This window comes from Streptomyces sp. NPDC045701, from assembly GCF_056432045.1.
The window spans coordinates 1-14,446 of the sequence record NZ_JBWKJV010000067.1 but is presented as its reverse complement, the minus strand read 5'-3'; the positions used below and the strand labels follow the sequence as shown (position 1 = coordinate 14,446).

Annotated in this window: 9 protein-coding genes and 2 pseudogenes; 7 read left to right on the top strand and 4 right to left on the bottom strand. The window is 68.7% G+C overall.

Going from position 1 to position 14,446, the window contains the following annotated elements:
• The first annotated feature begins 10 nt into the window (after positions 1-10).
• Positions 11-4,189, top strand: a complete 4,179-nt coding sequence (locus tag AC07DW_RS30770) for an RHS repeat-associated core domain-containing protein (protein ID WP_478860955.1) — start codon at positions 11-13, stop codon at positions 4,187-4,189.
• 68 nt (positions 4,190-4,257) lie between these two features.
• Here AC07DW_RS30770 and AC07DW_RS30765 read toward each other — a convergent pair.
• A pseudogene (locus AC07DW_RS30765) lies at positions 4,258-4,646 on the bottom strand (transposase); the annotation flags it as partial.
• Between the two features lie 534 nt (positions 4,647-5,180).
• Between AC07DW_RS30765 and AC07DW_RS30760 the strand changes: the two are divergent.
• The 3 genes and pseudogenes from AC07DW_RS30760 to AC07DW_RS30750 form a co-directional block, all read left to right on the top strand.
• Positions 5,181-6,215 (top strand): annotated as a pseudogene (locus AC07DW_RS30760) (IS66 family transposase); the annotation flags it as partial.
• A 247-nt stretch (positions 6,216-6,462) separates the two neighbouring features.
• The gene (locus AC07DW_RS30755; RefSeq protein ID WP_478860957.1) at positions 6,463-6,888 is read left to right on the top strand and encodes a hypothetical protein; all 426 of its coding nucleotides are present in this window, start codon (positions 6,463-6,465) and stop codon (positions 6,886-6,888) included.
• A 1,006-nt stretch (positions 6,889-7,894) separates the two neighbouring features.
• Positions 7,895-8,593: an ATP-binding protein gene (locus AC07DW_RS30750; RefSeq protein WP_478860954.1), complete on the top strand. Its 699-nt coding sequence runs from the start codon at positions 7,895-7,897 to the stop codon at positions 8,591-8,593.
• 345 nt (positions 8,594-8,938) lie between these two features.
• Here AC07DW_RS30750 and AC07DW_RS30745 read toward each other — a convergent pair whose 3' ends face one another.
• Together AC07DW_RS30745 and AC07DW_RS30740 are read right to left on the bottom strand one after the other, a co-directional pair.
• The gene (locus AC07DW_RS30745) at positions 8,939-10,654 is read right to left on the bottom strand and encodes a YhgE/Pip domain-containing protein (RefSeq protein ID WP_478860953.1); all 1,716 of its coding nucleotides are present in this window, start codon (positions 10,652-10,654) and stop codon (positions 8,939-8,941) included.
• Positions 10,651-11,979 carry a hypothetical protein gene (locus AC07DW_RS30740; protein WP_478860952.1) on the bottom strand — a complete coding sequence of 443 codons (1,329 nt, stop codon included), beginning with the start codon at positions 11,977-11,979 and terminating at the stop codon, positions 10,651-10,653. The genes AC07DW_RS30745 and AC07DW_RS30740 overlap by 4 nt, the downstream gene beginning before the upstream one ends.
• Before the next feature lie 346 nt (positions 11,980-12,325).
• Here AC07DW_RS30740 and AC07DW_RS30735 point away from each other — a divergent pair, with 346 nt between their 5' ends.
• The 3 genes from AC07DW_RS30735 to AC07DW_RS30725 all read left to right on the top strand — a co-directional run bounded on the left by AC07DW_RS30735 (position 12,326) and on the right by AC07DW_RS30725 (position 14,100).
• Positions 12,326-12,961 carry a hypothetical protein gene (locus AC07DW_RS30735; protein WP_478860951.1) on the top strand — a complete coding sequence of 212 codons (636 nt, stop codon included), beginning with the start codon at positions 12,326-12,328 and terminating at the stop codon, positions 12,959-12,961.
• An 18-nt stretch (positions 12,962-12,979) separates the two neighbouring features.
• Positions 12,980-13,714: a class E sortase gene (locus tag AC07DW_RS30730; RefSeq protein ID WP_478860950.1), complete on the top strand. Its 735-nt coding sequence runs from the start codon at positions 12,980-12,982 to the stop codon at positions 13,712-13,714.
• A 200-nt stretch (positions 13,715-13,914) separates the two neighbouring features.
• The gene (locus AC07DW_RS30725; protein ID WP_478860949.1) at positions 13,915-14,100 is read left to right on the top strand and encodes a hypothetical protein; all 186 of its coding nucleotides are present in this window, start codon (positions 13,915-13,917) and stop codon (positions 14,098-14,100) included.
• A 60-nt stretch (positions 14,101-14,160) separates the two neighbouring features.
• Here the strand turns inward: AC07DW_RS30725 and AC07DW_RS30720 are convergent, their stop codons facing one another.
• A complete protein-coding gene (locus tag AC07DW_RS30720; protein WP_478860956.1) occupies positions 14,161-14,370 on the bottom strand; it encodes an IS3 family transposase in 210 nt (69 codons plus the stop codon).
• Between the last annotated feature and the right edge of the window lie 76 nt (positions 14,371-14,446).

The following is a 14,446-nucleotide window of genomic DNA, read 5'->3' as shown; positions in this document are numbered from 1 at the left end:
GCTGGTTCCGGTGGACGGGCAGCTGCACAGCCACACCGGTTTCCCGGCGTATCAGCACACCACGTTCGGCCTGTTCGACGCAGCTGACGCTGCCGTCCAGGGCTACCGGTATGCCACGGAGCTGTCGGACGGGGTGTCGGTGGTGCGTTCCACCTACAACAAGCTGCATTTGCTGCAGGAGCGCGAGACGTTCCTGATTGCCGGGGACAGGCGGGTCAGCCTGCACAAACAGGGCATGGACTACACGGGGGAGAAGGACGAGGTGCCGCCGTCCCCGGTGGCTTTGCCGGCGAACTACGCCAAACCGGCCGAGGCACGGGTCACGCACCTGGGCCCGGGGGGCAGGCAGCGCACCACGGCCGAGACGGCCGTGTTTGATGATCATGGCCGGCAGGTGGAGCGGAAGGACGTTACCGGGGCGGTGACCCGCACCGAATACGGGCCCTTCGGGCAGCCGGTGAAATCGGTGACCACCGGCGCGGACGGCACCGTCGCGGAAACGCGGAACACCCTCACCGCGGATGGCAGGCATGTTGCGGCCACCACCGAAGCGGTGGCGAACAAGCCGGGGGAGACACCAAAGGCCCGCACGGTCACGAGCTTTGAGACTGATGAGCATGGTGAGCTGGCGTCGAAGACTCTTACCTGGGCCGAGGGTGCGCGCCCGGAGGGTGATGAGGGGCCGCAGAAGCTGACCGAGACCTACACCACCAGCATCGACACAGACGCCCATACCCGCACCGATGCGGTCACCACCCCGGCGGGGACGGTGAAGCAGATCACCGACCTGGCCACCGGCGAAGTCGTCGAAACCATCGACGCGGCGGGCCGGTCGGTGAAGAAGACGTATGACGACGCGGGGCGGGTGATCACGGAGACCGGGCCGGACGGGCTGACCACCACCGCCGCCCACACCCCAACCTCCACCATCGTCACGACCCCCGACGGGCATGTCACCACCGAGACCCGGGATCTGCTGGGGCGGGTGGAGAAGAAGACCGACAACATCACCGCCGGGAAGATCACCGGTGACCCGCAGGCGCGGACACTGCAGCAGGTGGAGTACTCGCCGGACGGACTGACCGCCACCACCACCGACAGCGCCGGCCGCAAAACAGTCACCACGAACGACCTGCTCGGCCGGCCCGTCAAGGCCGTCGCCCCCAACGGCACCAAACAGATCGTGTCGTATGACGATGTCGCCAACACCAGGACCACCGCCCTGCTCCCCGCCGGGGAGAGCGACCCGGCTAAGGCGGTGACCACCACCACCGAGAAGCTTGATGCTGCCGACCGCGCCGTCGCTTCGGCCACCCGCCATGCGGACGGCACCCCCGTGCCGGCCGCATCCCGGTCCTTTGACGGGATAGGCCGGGCACGGGAATCCACAGCCGGGGATGTCACTACCCGCCTTGCTTACGGTGCGGGCGGCACGGTGGACACCGCCACGCTGACTCCGGCCGCCACGGACGTGTTTCCCGGCGGTGAGGTCACCGCCGAGTCCCGTCAGGACCTGACCGGCGGACCGGTGGTGAAGACCCTGGCGGCTGGCCAGGATGAGCGGTCCGGCGCTGTCCTGAAGCGGGATGGGGCGGGGCGTGTCGTCCAGGAGAAGGACCCGGCTGGCGGGGTTATCACCACGGTCTATAACGAGCGGGGTGAGGTGGAGAAGGTGACCGGCCCGGACGGGTCGGTCACCACCACCTCCTACGACCCGGCCACCGGGCGCGTCCTTGGGACCGCGGCGGTCTCAGCCGACGGCACGGTCAGGAAGGCGTACACCTACCACAAGGCCACCGGCCGGGTGACGGAGGTGTTCGACCCTGCCGACAAGGCGGGCACGGTTATCTCTTACGCCTATAACGCCGACGGGCAGGTCACCAGGGTGGCCTATCCCGACGGCAAGAGCCTTACCCGGGAGTACGGCACTCATGGCCAGCTCGTGGCTTCACTCGACGCGGCCGGTGCGAAGACGGTCTACACCTACAACGCTGCGGACGGAACCCTGAAGTCGGCGAAGCAGACCGGCACCGGCGGCAAGACTCTCGCCGAAGTCACCTACACCTACGACGGCCTGGGCCGGATCGAGAAGGCCAGCCGCGGCAACGGGGTGAGTACCGCCTACACCTTCACCGGCGACCACCAGGTCAAGACCGAGAAGACTGTACGGGCGGACGGCACCCTGGTCTCCGAAGCCGCCTACACCTACGACTCCCACGGCAACCTCACCTCCCGGACCGACACCCGCCCCGCCGTCAGCGGGTCCGGCGCGGTGGTCAGGGACGACCAGGGTGCAGTGGGCATGGTGAGCACGAGGACCGTCTACCGGTACGACGCCTTTGACCGGCTCATTCACTCTATGATCAGGGACGATAAGGGTGAGGCGGTCACTGAGACTGTTTACACCGTGAACGTCTCCGGCGACGTCACCAGGAGCGAGATCACCCGCCATGATCAGGGCGGGAAAAAGAGCGTTACCGAGTATGAGATCGATCCCGCGGGCCGGCTGACCGCCCTGACTGCCGACGGTGAGAAGAAGACCCAGGAATTCGACGCGGCCGGGAACCTGGTCAGAGACCACCGCGGCAACACCTGGACCTACAACCCCCTCAGCCAGCCCGCCTCTGTCACCACCCCCGACGGCACCACCACCCGCTACACCTACTGGGCCGACGGCACCCGCAAAACCGCCACCACCCACCCCAGCACGGGCCGGAACGGGGAAGGAGGCGGGGAAGGCGCCGGTGTGACGGTGACCGGGTTCTACTACGACCCCGCAACCGGCGGCATCACCAACGACACCCACACCACCAGCACCAGCAGCGGCGGTGAGGCGCAGCCTTCGGTGATCACCGGCTCCTACCTGCAGACCGTCACCCGCGAAGCCCGCACCCTTACCAGCCAGAGCGGGACCCCAAGCGAAGCGGTCCGGGCCGCGAACATCACCGGCGGCGGTTACCTCCACCACGACCGGCACGGCAATACCACCACCCTCACGGCTAGCGACGGCAGCATTAATGCCGCCTGGCACTACACCGACTACGGCCAGCACGCCACCCACACCACACAGCCCCTGCCCACTGGCACGGCACCGGCCGGCACCGCCCCGGCAGGCACGGCACCGGCCGCGGGCGCGGCGGGGGTCAACCCGTTCACCTACGCCGGCGAATACACCCACCGTGCCACCGGCATCCAGGACCTCAGAGCCCGCTTCTACGACCCCGCCCAGAACCGGTTCCTCACCCGTGACCCCGCCCCCCAGTTCAACCGCTACATGGCCTTCGACGCCAACCCCGTCATGAAAACCGACCCGTCGGGCAACACCGCCATACCCGACTGGGGCCAGTACCTCATCTACGGCATCACCCTCGCCGCAGCCGCCATCACCACCGCCGCCACCGCCGTGTTCTCCGGCCCCCTGTCCGCCGCCTTCGGCATCGCCCTCGCCGGCGCCGTCCTCGACGGCGCCAGCGCTCTCCTCGATATCACCGCCCTCGCAACAGGACGCGACCAGCTCGACGATCCCCTCAACATCGCCTCCCTCACCCTCGGCACCGCCGGTATCGCCCTCGGCCTCGGCGCCAAGAAGATCAGCAACCTCATCGGTACCGGCGCTGACGCAGCAGGCTACCGAGTCGTAGACAAAGCGGTACACAAAGCCGAAGGATCAACCGAAGGAGTTGTAAAAAGGGCCATTGAGGCGGATATAGCCGCGCGCAGGGAACTTAATGATTTGAGCAGGCACCTGGGGAAAGTCTTGCCCGATGATGTGAAAGTGAAAGAATCGAAGGTGGCGGATCTGGGTGCGCAAGCGCAAATGCAATATCAGCGGGAAATGGCCCTGCGACTTCTGGGAGGGGCTTTGGCGAGCACACAAAACTTGAGCCAGGCAGGTGCCGACGGTATGCCGCTGCTGCGCACAGTCGACCAACACGCCTCAAACAATGGCGCGGTGGTGTACATGACCGAATCTTTGGCATTGGCGCGCAAGGAGCGCCTGGAATCCATCGCGGAACTATTGCGGGACCCACTTTTCGACGCGCAGGCGGCGCTTGAAACGCGCCAGGATGCGGAAATCCGCCTGAAGGGGGGGCTGCAACTCCTGAGGGGGGAGCTGGAGCGTCTTAACGGCAAGGATGTAGGGGCCCATTTGGTTGATCTCTCCTATGATTTTTTGAAATCTGACTGACTATTGATCCTTTCGCAAGCTCAGTGGTATGGCGGGTTGGCTTTCGCCTGTGGTCTTTGACCAGGGAAAGAGTACGGCCAACCCGGCACGGACTGGTCCTTGCTGCGGGCGCCGCGTCCGTAGGCATGGCAGAACAGCCTGTCGGGGCTGGTCGGGGCGCCGGGGCCGGAGCCAGAGCCAGTTGGTCACGTCCGCGGCCAGCACGATGCGCCCGTTGGCCGCCTTCGGCAGCGGTAGGCAGGCAAGCGTGCGGCGCAGCCGTGCCGGCTCCGCCAAACTCCGGTCCAGCGCCGTGTACAGGGCCCCCGTGCCGGTGCCGGGCCGCCAGCGACAGCTCGGCCAGCGTCCTCACCGGCCCGTCCGCGCCCAGCACCGCGTCCGTGAACTCGAAGAGCGCATCCGCGCGAGTGTACGGGCACGTGTAGGACTCAACCCGGCACCAGGACAGGACACCCAGCGCCTACGCCTCACCCGCAGGCGTTCCGGCAGGGACACTCATAACAGGCGGCCGTTCCTCGATGCTTCGTTGCTCGACACCTCGAAGCATCGAGGAACGGCCGCCCCTGCTGTCCCGGGGACGAACCGCAGATCAGCAGGCCGGGTGACCTGTGAAGTTAAACGGCAGGCGTACGTCCAGCAGTCCGGACATCATCGCAGCTCAGAAGGGCTGTGAACGATGTAACCGGACGACAGGCTCGGGGTAGCCAGCTGGTGTAAGTCCGGTCCGGGGAGACGCCAGGGTCCTCGGTAGCTGACTCCCGGCGTCGCTCGGAAGGGTGGCGTCGAAGTGGAGTGACAGCACCCGTCCGGGGTGTGCAACCGGCCAGTCCGCAACACTTGAAGCTTGCGGCGCCGTCATTTAACTCCCGTCCGAAGGCGGGCCAAGGAGGAGCCGGGCCTGTGCTTGAAGGCGAAGGCCATGGGTGACTGGATAGCTGGTCACCGGCATTCGAGTTGATCTCGGGGCCCCGTATCGTGATCATTGGGTCTCATGTCCCGGACCGCGCCGCTTCCCAGCTATGAGGAACTCGCGGCGCTGGTGGTTGAGTTGCGGAGCGAGCTGGCCCAGGCCCGGGCCCGGATCGCGGACCTGGAAGCCCGGCTGGCCCAGAACTCCGCAAACTCCTCAGGGCCCCCGTCCCCGGACGGCCTGGCCAAACCCGCCCCGAAGCCGCTGCGCGGGAAGTCCGGGCGTGGCCCGGGCCGTCCCAGGGGGCAGCCGGGTACCACGTTGCGCCAGGTCGAGACCCCGGATGAGACCGTCACGCACCGGCCTGGCCCCTGTGCCGGCTGCGGGGCCGACCTCTCGGGCGCGCCCGTGGCCGGGATGGAGCGTCGCCAGGTCTTCGGCCTGCCCGAAGAGATACGGCTGGAGACCGCCGGGCACCAGCTGCTCCCGGTTCGGTGTGCCTGCGGGAAGAAGGCCCGGGCCGCCGCTCCGGCCCGGGTCGCTGCTCCGGTGCAGTACGGCCCCCGGCTGGCCGCCGTCGGGGTGTATCTGATGCACGGGCAGTTTCTGTCCAAGGACCGCACCGCCCTTGCGCTGGCCGGTCTGTTCGGCGCTCCGGTCGCGGTGGCCACCGTGGCGGGCTGGGTCCGCCGGTGCGCGAGGACCCTGGACACCTCCGGCCGCGTGGTCGCCGGGCAGGTGGCGCGGGCGCCGCTGGCGTTCTTCGGCGTGACCGGGTTCCGCACGGCCGGCCGCCTGCACTGGCTGCACTCCGCCTCCACGGGGATGTTCGTGCACCTGAGCGTGCACCGGCGGCGCGGGACCGAGGCCACCGGTGCCGCTGGGATCCTGCCCGCGTTCCGCGGGGTGGCCATGCATGATGCCTGGGCCCCGTACGACACCTACACCGAGGCCACCCACGCCTTGTGCTCAGCTCATGTCCTGCGGGAGCTGGTCGCGGTCACCGAACGCGGGTCCGGGCAGGCCCGCTGCGCGGCCTGCCGGGCCATCGACGCGCTGCTGGCGCTGAAGAAAGCCGCCGGCGCAGCCCGCACCACGGGCTCCGGGCAGATCGCAGACCAGCTCAAGGCCGGGGAGCTGAAAGCGCTGCAAACCGCGGTCCGCAGCGGGGTGAAAGCCACCGCTGCCCGGTCCTCGAAGACCGAGTGCAAACTGGCGGTGCCGTGTGACGAGACGGTCGTTACAGTGGGCACCGGGCCGGTCCGGGTCGAGGGCCTCGCCGCGGCCGTGCCGCTGGTGTTCGAGCGGCGCTCGTGCGGGAACGGGGCGAAGGGCGCGCCTGTACGACTGGGCCCTGGCCGAGGTGACCTGGCCGTCGGCGGCCGGCCCTGCCCGCAAGGGGTGGCGGCATCTGCTGCTCGTGCGCCGCTCCGCCACCGACCGGGCCGGCCTGGCGTTCTTCGCCGTCCACGCCCGCACCGGCACCACCCTGGCGACGCTGGTACAGGTCGCGGGCATGCGCTGGGGCGTGGAGGACTGCTTGGGGACCGCGAAGTCGGACTGCGGCCTGGACCACTACGAGGTCCGCCAGTGGGAACCCTGGCACCGCCACATAGCCCTCGCCGCGTTCGCGTTCCTGTCCGTCACCGCCACCCGCACCACCACCGCAGCGCCACACGCCGTGACCGGGCAGCCGGGCCGGCCCGGAGAAGCAGGCGAAGAAATGGACCCCGCCATAGTGTGGCCGCCGCTGCACCTGCCCCTCCCGCTCGACACCGTCCTGGCCTGATCCCCTGCACCGCCGAGGAGATCCGCCGCCTGCTCCACCAGACCCTCTGGCACATCCAGCACACCCCAGGCGTGATCGCCGCCCAGTCCCTGGGGCGTCGCACCCACCAAACCCCCGCCCGCCGAATCCACTACCAACAGCGAAGACGCCGGGCTCTCGAATCTCACCTGTAGTACTGGTCCTCGACGCGCTGAAGATTGCCCTGTGGCGCCGTGACCGGGAGGGCTCCTGCGCGGCGCTGGCGGCTCTGGGTGCCTGAGGCGGCGACACGACAGATCCGGCCACTCGTAAGCCGTCGGGGCAGTGGGTGCGTCCTGGTCGGCACACTACGCGCGGAAAAGGTGCGGAAGCTGGCGGAGGCAGCACTGCGATGCAGATGAGCCGCCCAGGGGCAGAATCCGGCTATCCCCGGGCGGCCACAGTGCGAAACGGGGGCATCCGGTTAAGGTCCTGGAACCCTAATTTCCCCCGCTTGCACCGAACGCAATGGTTGCGTGTCCGCACAACGGTTTCAACAAGGCGCGCAGGGGGCCGCGTGAGAAGCCGTTACAAATCTGGAGTTTCTCAGTTTTCGTGACCGGCTGCTGGGCCGCCGGTGACCCTGTGTGAGATCCGCTGAATCGACCATAGGCAGTCCGGGAAGGCGTTCTGTGCGAACCTCGAGGGGCTCACGTCGATGCTTCCACTCCGCAAGGCGATAGAAGGCACCGGGAAGGCCGAGCTCCTCGACGACAATGATACCGCTGCGTCCGGTCACGGCACCGAGAGCGCGGGGGCCCAGGTGATCTCCCTGCACGCACGCCACGCCGTCTGCCGCCCGGCCCGCGCAAGGCGCTGCCCGGCATGAGCAAGTACGGCCGGCTGCTGAGCCCGGTCGCCGGCCGCGAGAGCCAGACCCGGAAAGGCCACGGTGCATGAGTGTGACCATTACCGTTACTGACCAGGGCGGCGAGCAGGACACCGGCAAGGCCCCCGGCCGCCGATGCCGCTGCGGGATCGGGAGGACATGCTCATTGACGGGGCATGCCGGGAGCTTCGCCTGCCGGCGTTCCGTGAGAGGTTCATCGGCCTGGCCGCCACCGCCCGGCGCGAGCAGGCCACCTACGAGCAGTTCCTGCTGGACATGCTGCAGGCCAAGCTCGCCGACCGGGACCTGCGCCGCCAGCAGAGGCTGCTGCGGCTGGCCCGCTTCCCCCGCCCGAACCGGCTGGAGGACTTCGACTTCGAGAAGAACCCGAACGTCACCCCCGAGGTCGTGGCGGACCTGAAGTCTCCGGCCTGGGTCGGCGAAGGACGGCCGCTGGTGCTGATCGGCGGCTGCGGCACCGGCAAGTCCCACCTGCTGATCGGGATCGGCACCGCGATCGCCGAGAGCGGCCTGTCGGTCCGCTGCACCACCACATCGGCGCTGGTAATCGAGCTCGCTGAAGCTGACTCCAACCGCCGTCTGTCCTGCGTGATCGCCCGCTATAGCAAGATCGGCCTTCTCTGCCTGGACGAGTTCGGCTGCCTCAGCCTGGATCGCAAGGGCGCCAAACTGCTGTTCCAGATCTTCACCGGGCGTGAGGAACGCAAAGCTACCGCGGTCGCGGCGAACCCGTTCACCGAGTGGGACAAGACCTTCGGGGACGCCCGGCTCTGCGCGGCCGTCGCCGAGCGGATCACTTTCCGCTGCACCCTGATCCAGACCGGCACTCACGGATGAACAGCCCCACCACACCCACGAAAGGCTGCGACCGAGCCCGGGACATCATCCTCACCGGGGGACCGGCCGCGGCCCGGACCGTCGTCACCGTCGCCGCAGCATGGCAGACGGCCCTGTGGTGAGTCAGACCGTGAACGGACACCGGACCGGCGACATGCCCCGGGAGAGCCAGCCCCGAAGAGAGCGGCAGACGGTTCACGAGTCACCCGGACCGGCGTCCTAACGGGACGCTACGAGCGGCCAGCCCGACCGCGTTCCGCTACCGCCATACAAGTCGGCGGTTCAGTGCCGGGCGCGGGGCGGTTTCAGTGGCGGTGGGGAGGAGGTTGGGTGGGGTGGTGTGGTTTATGTGTTGTGGGGTGTGGGGGGGTGGAGGGTGTGGTGGGTGTGGGTGGTGCGGTGTCTGAGGGTGAGGGTGGTGAGGGTGAGGGCGAGGAGGGTGGTGGCCAGGAGGGTGAGGATGGTGCGGGGGGCGGGGGGTGTGGTGGTGTTGATGGTGGTGGTGAGGGTCTGGATGGTGTGGGTGAGGGGGAGGTAGGGGTGGATGGTGGTGTAGAGGGTGTTGGTGGTGTGGGGTGGGTAGAGGGTGTTGCCTGCGGCGAGCTGGAGGGCGGTGGTGAGGGTGAGGAGGGGGGTGGTGAGGGTGGGGAGGATGGTTTTGAGGGTGTGGGTGACGGCGGTGGTGGTGAGGGTGATGAGGGTGATGAGGGCGGGGGTGGTCCAGGGCTGGGGTGTGGTGGTTTTGGTGAGGGTTTGTGTGGTGGTGTAGAGGGCGAGGGTGGTGAGGGTGGTGATAGCGGCGAGGGGGAGGTAGGCGGCGAGGGTGGTGGTCAGGGGGTTGAGGGGGGTGGTGAGAGCGCGTGGGTTGTGGGTGCGCAGGGTGGTGAGGGTGGTCAGGGGGATGATGCATGCGGTGAGGGTGAGGGCGAGGGGGGTGAGGCTCTGGCCGAGGGTCAGGGAGGGGGTGGTGTGTTTGTGGTGGATGGGGACGAGGTGGGGGGTGGGGGGGGTGTCGGGCGGAGTGGCGGGGGGGATGGTGGCGGCGAGGGTGTTGAGTTGTTGTCTGAGGCTGGCGAGGGTGGTGCTGAGGGTCTGGGCGGTGGTGGTGAGGGGGGTGGTTTTGCCCAGGAGGGCCTGGGTGGTGGTGGCGGCGGTCTGGAGCTGGTTGCTGAGCTGGGTGACGGTGTCCTGGGCGAGGCGTACGGAGCTGGTGGTCTGGGTGGTGCTCTGCTGGATGAGGGCGGGGTTGTCCGGGCGGGTGGTGGCGTTGTCCTGGGAGGTCTGGGCGGTGGAGGCGGCGTCGTTGAGCTGGTAGCTCATTTTGCCGCTGCTGGCGGAGAGGTCGTTGAGGGTCTGGCTGAGCTGGGTGAGGGTGGTGGTGGTTTCGGTGAGCTGGGCGGCGAGCTGGCTGGCGGGGGCGGGGGTGTTGCTGGCGGGGGGAGGGTCTGGCGGGCCGGGGGTGTGGGTGAGGGTGCTGGTGATGTTGAGGAGTTTGTCGGTGGTGCGGCGTACGTCGTGCCAGGTGTCGGTGGTCTGCTGGGTGCCGTAGGCCAGGGCGATGGTGGTGGCTTGTTCCTGGATGCGGGGGATGCGGGCGGTGGCGGCCTGGCTGATGAGGTAGCTGCTGGTGTTGTTGAGCCGGAGGGTGAGGGGTGCGGTGGGGGTGCGGGGGCGGGTGAGGGTGCGGGCGATGGTGCGGGAGAAGTTTTCGGGGATGGTCAGGGTGAGGTAGATGCGGCCCTGCTGGAGCTGGCGGCGGGCCTGGCCGGGGGTGAGGGTGCGCCAGGCGAAGTCGCGGGAGAGTTCGAGTTCTTCGGTGAGGCGTTTGCCGGCGTCGATGGTGGTGGGGGGGCGGTTTTTGTCGGGCTGGGCGCTGGCGGGCCGGTCGAGGTTGATGATGGCGGCGGGTACCCGGTCGAGGCGTCCGCCGGGGTCCCACAGGGCAGTGAGCAGGATGAGGGAGGCCAGCAGGGGCACGATGATGAGCAGGGCGGGCAGCCATCGCAGGCTCGGTCCGCGGAAGCGCTGCAGTTCCAGCCAGGCCAGGCGCAGTGCTCTCATGGGGTGCTCTTTCCGGGCGGGGGAGCAGGGCGGGTGCTCTCGCCGTTTGCTGGGGCGGGGGGCGGGGGGGCTGGGCTGGGCGGGGTGCGGGGCGGGCTGTCGGGGGTTTGCTGGCGGGCGGGCGTGCGCGGGCCGGTGCCGGCGGGGGGCGGGGCCGCTGTGCTGGCGTCGCCCTGGGCGGTGCCGGTGTGCTCTTTCCTGCCGGGCGGTGCCTGGCGGCTGGTGTGCGGGTCGGGGTGCTGGTGTGTGCCGGCGGGGGCGGGGGGGTGATGCCCGGTCTGTGTCTGTGCGGGGCTGTTGTGTGCAGCCTGAGGGGCGGCGGGGGGGTGCTCGCTGCTGCGCGGCGGGGCGGGATCCTGCCCGGGGCTGTGCCGGCTGGCAGGCCGGTCGTGGGGGCGGGCGGGTTCACTGGATGGCCCGGGTGCCGGGCCGGCGGGGGAGGGGGGCTGGCCGGTTCCGGCCAGGGCGGGCCCGGTGGTCTTGTGTTCCGGTGTGTTCTGCGCGGTCTGGCCTTGTCCGCTGTGGTGCGGCGCCGTATCGCGTGCCGGAGCGGGCTGTTTCCCGCTGTTGTGCTGGCGCGGGTGTCCGGTGTCTTCGGCGGGGGCGGTTTGGGGGGCGGGCTGGCCGGGGTGGTGCGGCGGGGCGGGGGTGTCCGGGCCGGGATCCTCCCCGGGGGCGGGGAGGGGGGGGATGGGTGTGGGGGTGAGCGTGATGTGGGTGTCGCCCCAGCCGGGGTCGGCGGAGGCGGCCAGGACGGTGATGGCGCTGTGTGTGATGGCGCGCAGTGCCTGGCGGATGAAGATGACGTCGTGGGGAGGGATGCCGCAGTCGGCGTCGTCGATGGCGATGCCGTCGGGTTTTTGTGCGTAGGCGAGGGCTACGCACAGCATGGTGCGTTCGACGGGGTCGAGTTCGCGGCACAGGGCGTGGGCGGGGGGCGGGTCGGCCCTCATGAGTTCGAAGGCTTCCCACACGGCAGGCACGGACATGCCTTTGCGGCCGCACATGGCCTTGCGTTCGGTGATTGCCTCGCTGACGCGCAAGGTGGGCTCGAGGCCGGCCCGCGGCAGGGCGCGCGCGACGGCAATGCGCCTGCGCAGGACGGCGGCTGTTTCGCGGGTGGTGCGGGCGTTTTCGGTGGTCAGTGTTCCGCCGGCGAGAGCGAAACGGCCGCACAGGGCCAGCAGCAGGGCGCTGCGGGCGTCGCCGGCAGGGCCGGCGACGACGGCGAGCCGGGGCTGCTCGATCTTGCCGCTGACGGCGGTGAACAGCAGGCCGTCCCTGCCCATGGCGCTGATCTCGTGTGCCTGGACAAGCAGTCCCATGTGCTGTTTCTCCCCACGCCGGTGGTGCGGCCAAGGGCGGTGGCCGCCCCCCACTTCTGTGCGCGAGGCGTGCACAAGGGGCGGCTGTACCCGGGCGACGGGTGCCCTGTTCAGACCAATATGTGATGCAAGACTCTTATATGTGAGGTTGCTATATTTGCTGATGGATGGCAGGGGTTCCAGCACCGCGCAGGCAGCGTGTTGACCAGGCCGCCCGCGGCAGGCCCTCCCTCACCGCGGCCGCTGGCAGGGCAGGCAAAGGGGGGCAGGTGACCCTTGCGGAGCAGGCACGGCAGGCAGAGGTGCGGGATTGCGGCCGGGCGGCACACCGCGATGACTGAGCTGTATGGACCTTGCCTCCCGGCCGCGCCGCCGGACAACCGTGCCGCCGTACTGGGGCGGCGGCAGCCTCACCGCGGCTGCCCTGCTGATCGTTGCCGTCGTGAGCGGATACGGATACCTCTTCGTCCACCGTCACGACGCCCGCGCCAGCGACAAGGAAGTGCCCGTCAGCATCCTGTGCGGCACCCCGCCGCACTACCTGCCCGGCAACCCGCCCTACGCCGGGCCGGGCCCTCACCCCGTGGAGATCTACCACCTGCGCGACCGGCTGCCCGGCACCGTCACAGCAGCGATCCCCTTCCCCGGCCGGCACTGGCGCGGCACCCCCTTCCGGCCACACAGCGACCACGACATACAGCTGGTCGCCTGCGCCGAACGCGTCCGGGAGGAGAAAACCGGCCAGCACTGCACCTACACCACCCGCCGTGCACCGCTGTACCGGACTGTCTACCGGGTACGGATCCTCGAAGCACGCACCGCCCGCACCGTCCGCGAAACCCTGCTCAGACCCTCTGCCACCACCTGCCCCCGCCACGCCATCCTCCACCCCGCAGCCAACCGGGCCTACACCCTTCCCACCCCCGAGGATTACGCCGATGCGCTCACCCCACTGGTCACCGGGCCCGCCCACACGCCCTGAGCACACCCCCCCGCACTCATGACCACCCCCCGCCGCCCCAGCTCCCTGCGCCACCGCCACCCCCCAGACCCGCCCCGCGCCGGCCGGCTGGCCCAGCTCCTGGGCGAAGTACTCCTGACCGCAGCCGTCCTGACCGGCCTGATGCTCCTCTACACCATCTGGTGGACCAACGTCGAAGCTGACAAACACGCCCGGTCCACCGCTCAGGCCATCAGAGAACAATGGGCGCACAGTCCCCGGGCCCCCGCCGCCCCCGCCCCGCCCGGCATCGGCTTCCTCCGCATTCCCGCGCTCGGGCCCGACGCCGACGAAATCGCCATCGTCAAGGGAACCGACCCCGGACGTCTCAACGAAGGAGTCGCCGGCTACTACACCAGCCCCGTCCGCGCCGCCATGCCCTGGGAGGACGAAGGCAACTTCTCTCTGGCCGCACACCGGGACGGACACGGAGCAAAATTCCACAACCTCGACAAAGTCCGCCCCGGAGACCCCATCGTCGTTGAAACAAAGCAAAAATGGTATATCTACACTGTTTTCGCAACGCTCCCGAAAACCTCCGAAAACAATATCGGCGCCATCCGGCACATCCCCGAAGGCTCCGGACGCCACACCCGCGGCCGCTACATCACCCTCACCACCTGCACACCCGTCCTCACCTCCGACTACCGCCTGATCGTCTGGGGAGAACTCACCCGCATCGCCCCCATCAACACCAGACGCACCCTCCCCGAAGAACTCACCGCCGCCCCATGACGCCAATGAGCATTCCCAGCCGCCACCCACCCGGGATGATGGCATGCCGCTGCTGTTTGCAGGCAGCCAACCTGGAGCCTTTTCCATGTGTACGGCTGCCGTGTGAGGAGGCGGTGGTGTGTTGCCAGGCGGCGTGACGAACGGGGCATCTCGCTGGTTTGGAGAGTTGCCAAACGTAGCCTCACCTGCGGAGATGCCCCGTGTTCTTCTATCCTGCCGCATGCGATCTCGATGAAGAGCTCCTCGAACTGGTCACGATGGCGATCGTTGCCTGTGAGGGTGACCGGGTCTGCAAGCTGCGGCCGTATGACCGGGCCCGGTGCACGCTGGTCTGCCTGCGTAAGCACGACACCTTCGGACAGACCGCCGCTGTCGTCGCTTCGTGAAAACTGACCCCCGGGCGATCTGAGGGGCCTCGCGTTTTTCGGACAGGGTCTGGCCTTAATTTACGCAGCGAGTCGCAAACTCTGAAACTCGGCATGGACTTCAATAGGAGGACGGTAGCCCACTGCCGAGTGAAGACGTTTGCGATTGTACCAGAACTCGATGTATCTAGTGATGTCTCGTCGGGCCTCTTCGCGGGTGGGATAACTCGTGCGCGATACCCGTTCGAGGAGGCGGTGGTGTGTTGACAGGTGGCGTGACGAACGGGGCATCTCGCTGGTTTGGAGAGTTGCCAAACGTAGCCTCACCTGCGGAGATGCCCCGTGTTCTTCTATCCTGCCGCATGCG

What these genes read in the sequence shown, in the direction of transcription:
- AC07DW_RS30750 (WP_478860954.1), top strand. Translation starts at nt 7,895, where the DNA reads ATGCTCATTGACGGGGCATGCCGGGAGCTTCGCCTGCCGGCGTTCCGT.
- AC07DW_RS30745 (WP_478860953.1), bottom strand. Translation starts at nt 10,654, where the DNA reads ATGAGAGCACTGCGCCTGGCCTGGCTGGAACTGCAGCGCTTCCGCGGA.
- AC07DW_RS30740 (WP_478860952.1), bottom strand. Translation starts at nt 11,979, where the DNA reads ATGGGACTGCTTGTCCAGGCACACGAGATCAGCGCCATGGGCAGGGAC.
- AC07DW_RS30735 (WP_478860951.1), top strand. Translation starts at nt 12,326, where the DNA reads ATGGACCTTGCCTCCCGGCCGCGCCGCCGGACAACCGTGCCGCCGTAC.
- AC07DW_RS30730 (WP_478860950.1), top strand. Translation starts at nt 12,980, where the DNA reads ATGACCACCCCCCGCCGCCCCAGCTCCCTGCGCCACCGCCACCCCCCA.
- AC07DW_RS30720 (WP_478860956.1), bottom strand. Translation starts at nt 14,370, where the DNA reads ATGCCCCGTTCGTCACGCCACCTGTCAACACACCACCGCCTCCTCGAA.